The organism is Gryllotalpicola sp. CP2-P1 (assembly GCF_057512245.1).
Genome location: NZ_JBLRDT010000011.1, coordinates 21,756 through 28,073, shown reverse-complemented (window position 1 = coordinate 28,073; position 6,318 = coordinate 21,756). Strand labels below are relative to the sequence as shown.

Sequence of the window (6,318 nt, the reverse complement as noted above, 5' to 3'; positions counted from 1 at the left end):
GGTGCCGCCGCTCTTCGATGCGGCGGTCGAACGGGGTGCTCGAGCCGTCGTCTGGCGCGGCTTCTGGGCACGTGGAGCAGCCGGCTTTTTCGCCGCTGACGCGGGCTTTTCCTCTGCCGGCTCGACCGGTGAGACGGGGTTCGCCTGGGGGCCGTCTTCTGGTGGCGTCTCCGGAAGCGAACTCATGTGGCCACCGTAGCAACAGCCTCCGGCATCCGTCGCCCCTTGCGTCGAACCGGTTACGAAAATCCCCCCAAGGAGGGGAAACGCGGGGCGACCGGGTAAACTCCCGGTGAACGCCTATTGTCTACCGTGGGGAGCAAGACGTGACCACCCAGATCGTGATTCTGGCCGCCGGCATGGGAACCCGCCTCGGCCGCTCACTGCCCAAGTGCCTCACCGAGCTGGTCGACGGCCGCACGATCATGGGCCAGCAGCTGGGCAACATCGACGCTGCATTCGGCACGGATGCCGAGGTCACCATCGTCGTCGGCTACCGCGCGGAAGAGATCGTGGAGCGCTACGGCGACCGCGCGAAGTTCGTCTACAACGAGCAGTACGACCAGACCAACACCAGCAAGAGCCTGCTGCGCGCGCTGCGCGCGTCGAACAAGGGCGGCGTGCTGTGGATGAACGGTGACGTCGTCTTCGACCCGGCCGCGCTCGTGCGCGCCAAGGAGCTCATCGACCGCGACCAGAGCTTCGTCACCGTGAACACCTCGAAGGTCTCCGACGAAGAGGTCAAGTACACGGTCGACGCCGAGGGCTTCATCGACAAGCTCTCGAAGAAGGTCGACCTGGGCAAGGCGCTCGGCGAGGCCGTCGGCATCAACTTCATCTCGGGCCGCGACAAGGCCGGTTTCATCCGCGCGCTCGACAAGATCGACGCGCAGGACTACTTCGAGGGCGGCCTCGAGCTGTCCATCGCCCGCGACGGCATCCGGGTCGAGCCCATGGACATCTCCGACCTGTACGCGGTCGAGGTCGACTTCGCCGAGGACCTCGAGCGGGCGAACCACCTGTTCGCCTAAGCGCCTACGGGTTCGCCGCCACCGCGACGGGGCGGCCCATGAAGCGCAGTGCGACGCTGTCGCCCGGCTCTGGCCGCTCGCGGACGTCGTGTTGCACGGCGACGACCGTCTCGTCGGGCAGGCGCACGAAGGTGCGCCGCAGAGACCCGAGGAAGCTCGTCGAGACGACGGTGCCGCGCAGCGCGGCATCCCCGGCGGCCGCATCGACCAGCGCGATGTCCTCGGGGCGCACGAAGGCGGTCACCCTGCCCGTGGCGGGCACCTCGCCCATCACGTCGAGGCGCTGCCCGAACACCGTGACCGCTCCCCCGGCGAGCTCGCCGGGCAGCCTGTTCGAGAGCCCGACGAAGTCGGCGACGAACGAGGTGCGCGGGCTCAGGTACAGCTCTTCAGGGGTGCCGATCTGCTCGATGCCGCCCGCGTTCATCACGGCGACGCGGTCGGCGACGGCGAGCGCCTCCTCCTGGTCGTGGGTGACGAACAGCGTCGTGATGCCGAGATCCTTCTGAATGCGGCGGATCTCGTCGCGCAGGCTGACCCGCACCTTCGCATCCAGCGCAGACAGCGGCTCGTCGAGCAGTAGCACGCGCGGGCGCGTGACGAGTGCGCGCGCCAGCGCGACGCGCTGCTGCTGGCCGCCCGAGAGCTGGTGCGCGTAGCGATCGGCGAGGTGAGCGAGGCCGACCAGCTCGAGGGCCTCGCCCGAGCGGGCGCGGCGCGAGGCGGCATCCACCTTGCGCATGCGCAGCCCGAACTCGACGTTCTGCAGCGCGGTCAGGTGCGGGAACAGCGAGTACGACTGGAACACCATGCCGATGTCGCGCCTGTTCACCGCTACCTGGGCGACGTCTTTGCCGTCGATCAGGATGCGGCCGCCGTCGATCTGCTCGAGACCCGACAGGGCACGCAGGGCGGTCGTCTTGCCGCAGCCCGAGGGGCCGAGCAGCGCGATGAACTCCCCCGGCTCGATGCTGAGGTTCACGCCCGCGAGCGCCTGGTGGCCGGCGTACGTCTTGACGACGTCGACGAGTTCGACGGCGGTCCCGGCGACTTCGAGGGCGGCGGCGGCTGCGGGAACGGTGGTTTCGACGGCGGACATCAGGCGGCCTTTCGCTTGCGGGCACCGCTGACCGAGCCGACTGCTCCGATCAGCACGAGGATCAGGAAGATGAGCAGCAGCGCCGCGAGGGCGAACGTCGCCGCGACATACGGGTCGGCGTGCTGCAGCAGGGCGAGCGCGGTCTGGAAGGTGTTCTGGGTGAGGAACGACGCGATCGTGTACTCGCCGAGCACCACAGAGACCGTGATGAGAGCTGACGAGAGGATGCCGCGCCGCAGGTTCGGCAGGATGACGGACCAGACCGTCGCGAACCACCCGGCGCCGAGCGAGCGCGACGCCTCCGAGAGGGTGACCATGTCGAGTCCGGACATGTTCGACTGAATCGGGCGGTAGGCGTAGGGCAGCACGATGATGCCGATCGCGAAGGCGAGCACCCAGGCGACCGATCCCGTAAGGTGCCAGATCTGCTGGTAGACCGGCACGAAGCCGACGGCGAGCACCACGGTCGGGATCGAGATCGGAAGCAGGCAGACGAATTCGATCACCTGCCGCACGCGCCGGTAGCGCAGCTCGGCCAGGATCATGGCCGGCAGCAGGAACACGATCATCAGCACGACGGTGACGACCGCGATGACGAGGGAGTTCTGGATGCCCTCGAACAGCTGCGCGTACATGTATGCCTGCCCAGGGTCGGCGAGGCGCTCGAGGTGCTGCAGCGTGAAGCCGTGAGTCTGCGCCGTCGGCCAGAAGGCGAAGCGGAACAGCGCGTACAGCGGGTAGAGGAATCCGAGCGCGGCCAGCACCAGGATCACCGTCGCCGTCGTGCGGCTGGGTGTCGCGCCGACACGGGGCGCCCGGGGCGTGCGCGCGCTCATCGCTGCCACCGCGAGGCCCGGCGCTGCAGCAGCGAGTAGAGCCACATGACGATGGCCATCACGACGATCATGCCGATCGCGAGCACCCCGGGAACGTGCGCGATTCCGGGCAGCGTCTCGCTGCTCAGGTCCTGCTGCATGATGATCGGGATGATGACGCCGGTGTTCGTCAGGGCGGACGCGGTCGCGTAGGACGAGAAGGCGCCCGCGAACACGAGGATCATCGAGCCGAAGAACGACGGGGCGAGCACGGGGAAGCCCACATGCAGCCAGTAGCTGAGCCGGCCGCCGCCGAGCGTCGCGACGGCCTCGCCCCACTGCGGCCGCAGGCCGACGAGCGCGGGCATGAACGCGATGACCATGAGCGGCACCGAGAAGTAGACGTAGACGAAGAACATTCCCGAGACCTGGTTGATCAGCGGGCCGGCGGTCTTGTCGAGGGCGAGCGCGTTGATGTCGAAGCCGAACGCCTGCTTGAGGAAGAGCGTCAGCAGACCGGTCGTGCCGATCGTCGCCACGAAGGCGAAGGCGAGCATGACGCCGCCGAACTGGGCGAAGACGGATGCCGCGGCATCCGCCACGACCCGGGTGAAGCCCACCGGATTCACCGCGAGCAGCGCCACGCAGATGACGGCGCCGATCACGGCGCTCGCGACGGCGGTGGCGAGCGACAGGAGAATCGAGTTCCCGAACGGCCGCAGGATGACGGGGTTCGCATACGCCCCGAAGTTGGCGAGCGTGAAGGCGCCCTTCTCATCGGTGAGGCCGCTCCACACCGCGAGTACGGTCGGCACCGCGAGGAAGACGAGCGTGTAGACGGCGAACGGCGTGAAGCCGAGCCAGCCCGCCGCGCGGCGCCGGGGCCGGACAGCCCCGGCGCCTGCGGACCGGTCGACCGCCGCATCGGATGCGACCACGGTCATGGTGTTCCTCTGCTCTCGTCGAAGACTGCTCAGCCCATCGCGGCGGGCCAGAGCGACGCGATCTGCGTGCCCGCCTTGGTGGCCTGGTCGGCGGTCAGCAGCGTGACGTCGGAGGGCGCGTCGCCGACCTTCTGCAGCACGTCCTTGTCGACCGAGCCGTCCTTCTTCATCGCGTCGAGCATGGCCGGGTACGCGCCGGCGGCGAGGTAGAGGTTCTGCACCTCGGGCGTGTAGATGTACTCCTCCCACAGGCGGGCCGCTGCCGGGTCCGCCGCGCCCGAGGCCACGGCCTGGTTGTAGTAGGAGCCGACCGCGGCGCCCGGAAGGACGACCGATTTGAAGTTCGGGTTGCCGCCCTGCGAGGCGTCACCCCAGGCGACGTTGTTGAACGACCACTGCAACACGACCGGCGTCTGGCCGTTGTTGACCGTGGCCTGCGAGGCCGTGGTCGGAACGAAGTTGCCCGCCGCCTTGAGCTTCTTGAAGAAGTCGACGCCCGTGCTGAGGTCGTCGGCAGAGCCGCCGTTCTGCACCGAGGCGAGCACGACATCCATCAGCGATTCGTTCGCCTTGACGGGCGAGTCCTTGATGGCGACCTTGTTCTTGTAGTCGGCCCCGAGCAGGTCGTCGAGCGAGGTCGGGGCCTTCGTGACCTTCGACGAGTCGTAGCCGACCGAGATGAGACCCGTGTAGTCGTAGTACCAGTTGCCGTCGGGGTCCTTGAAGTCCGCCGGGATCTTGTCCCAGTTCTGCACCTTGTAGGGCGTCACGACATCGGGGTTCGCGTTGAGCACGGTCGTTCCTATGTCGAACACGTCGGGCGCCGTCGACTGGCCCTTGTTGGCCTTCGCGGCGTCGACCTCGTCCTGGGATGAGCCGTCGGGGTTCTCTGAGTTGATCTTGATCTGCGGGTACTTCTTCTGGAAGCCGGCGATGATCTTGCCGTAGTTCGCCCACGACGGCGGAAGGGTGATCACGTTGAGGTGACCTTCCTTCTCTGCAGCGGCGACCAGGCAGTCGAAGCCGCCGAAGTCGGCCGCACTGGTGGCCTTGGCGGCCTGCGCGGTCGAGAGCGTCTTGCAGTCCTTGGCGTCGGCCGCGGCGCTCGATGCGCCGCTGTTGCTCGCGCAGCCGGTCAGCACGACGGCTGCGGCGGCGACCAGCGCGAGGCCGGAGGCCGCGCGGCGAAGCTTGCTGTTCATTGTTCTCCTCGTGGTTGCAGGGGATTCGGGTCAATCGAGAACGGATGCCGCGAGCCCGAGCGCCGTCGTCATGCCGATGCCGCTCGTGACAGAGACGGCGGTGACGCCGGGCGCGGGGCTCGCGACCAGGTAGGGCCCGTTGGGGCTCGAGGCGTAGACGCCGCGCCAGCGGCGGCGCACGACCAGCTCGCGCACGCCGAGCAGCTCGCGGAACCGGGCGAGCAGCAGCTCGTCGCTCGCCTCGTCGTCGAAGGGGGACTCGGTGAGGCCGTAGTGGTGCGTGTCGCCGAGCACGAGCCGGCCCGCCGCGTCGCTGTGGGGAAGCCGCTGCGTGAACATCAGGTTCACGCCGTGCTCGCCGAGCTCGGGCGCCTCTCGGTCCAGCGCGTCGCGCAGCGCCGCGGCCGCCGCGGTCCGGCTGAACGCGTCGTAGCGCAGCAGCGAGGTGCCGGTGAAGACACCGGGGTCGACGGTGACGCCGGCCGGGGCATCCGCCTCGATCATGCGCAGCCGGCAGCGCACGACGCCGTGCTCGTCGGCGATGCCCGGGAACAGGCGGTCGACGTCGTGGCCGACGGCGACGATCACGCGATCGGCCGTCACCTCGCCGCGCGCCGTGACGACACGGCCGGAATCCACGCCGAGCACGTTCGCCCGGTAGCGGAACTCGACGCCCAGGCGAGCGAGATGTGCGGCGAAGGCCGGCACGGCGCTCGGCGCGTCGACGCGCAGATCGAGGCGCAGCCAGGCACCGCCGATCGCATCGACGGGCGCGAAGCCGAGCTTGTCGGCGAGCTGGGCCGCCGTCAGCAGCACGTTGTCGTCGCTGCGCTCGCCCACGAACTCCTCGAGCACGGCGAGCTCCTCGGGGCGACGCGCGACGGCGACCGTTCCGGCGGTCGAGACCGGAATGCCGGCATCCGCCCCCAGCGCCAGCCACTCGCCGCGCGCCCGCAGCGCGTAGTCATAGGCGGGCCCGGACTGCGCGCTCGTGCAGATGTGGCCGAAGTTCCGGATGCTGGCGCCTGCGGCGTATTCGTCGCGCTCGAGCACCACGACCCTCAGCCCGGCGCGCACAGCATGCCAGGCGTGCGCGAGCCCGACGATGCCGGCGCCCACGATGGCCACGTCGTAGCGGGCGGGGGCAGCGCCGGAGGGCACGGCGGCGCCGGAAGCGGGGGTCACGAGTGCCACTGTGACGGGCAGAAGAGGGCGGATGCCAGCCGA

Annotated in this window: 7 protein-coding genes; 2 read left to right on the top strand and 5 right to left on the bottom strand. The window is 69.2% G+C overall.

Translation table 11 applies throughout. The features are described 5' to 3' along the window. Positions 1-199: hypothetical protein (locus ACM2XV_RS01940; RefSeq protein ID WP_487025811.1), on the top strand; the 199-nt coding region annotated here is incomplete at its 5' end. Positions 200-326: 127 nt separating this feature from the next. Next, positions 327-1,031, top strand: a complete 705-nt coding sequence (locus ACM2XV_RS01935) for a phosphocholine cytidylyltransferase family protein (RefSeq protein WP_487025810.1) — start codon at positions 327-329, stop codon at positions 1,029-1,031. Between the two features lie 4 nt (positions 1,032-1,035). Here ACM2XV_RS01935 and ACM2XV_RS01930 read toward each other — a convergent pair whose 3' ends face one another. The 5 genes from ACM2XV_RS01930 to ACM2XV_RS01910 are packed head-to-tail and all read right to left on the bottom strand — an operon-like array spanning position 1,036 to position 6,276. Further along, on the bottom strand, positions 1,036-2,130 hold the full coding sequence (locus tag ACM2XV_RS01930; protein WP_344774205.1) for an ABC transporter ATP-binding protein: 1,095 nt from the start codon (positions 2,128-2,130) through the stop codon (positions 1,036-1,038). Then, the gene (locus ACM2XV_RS01925; protein WP_344774203.1) at positions 2,130-2,966 is read right to left on the bottom strand and encodes an ABC transporter permease; all 837 of its coding nucleotides are present in this window, start codon (positions 2,964-2,966) and stop codon (positions 2,130-2,132) included. Before ACM2XV_RS01925 ends, ACM2XV_RS01930 begins: the two co-directional genes overlap by 1 nt. Next, positions 2,963-3,889: an ABC transporter permease gene (locus tag ACM2XV_RS01920; protein WP_487025809.1), complete on the bottom strand. Its 927-nt coding sequence runs from the start codon at positions 3,887-3,889 to the stop codon at positions 2,963-2,965. The genes ACM2XV_RS01925 and ACM2XV_RS01920 overlap by 4 nt, the downstream gene beginning before the upstream one ends. 29 nt (positions 3,890-3,918) lie before the next feature. Then, a complete protein-coding gene (locus ACM2XV_RS01915; RefSeq protein WP_487025808.1) occupies positions 3,919-5,091 on the bottom strand; it encodes an ABC transporter substrate-binding protein in 1,173 nt (390 codons plus the stop codon). A gap of 30 nt (positions 5,092-5,121) precedes the next feature. Further along, on the bottom strand, positions 5,122-6,276 hold the full coding sequence (locus tag ACM2XV_RS01910; protein WP_487025807.1) for a TIGR03364 family FAD-dependent oxidoreductase: 1,155 nt from the start codon (positions 6,274-6,276) through the stop codon (positions 5,122-5,124). Between the last annotated feature and the right edge of the window lie 42 nt (positions 6,277-6,318).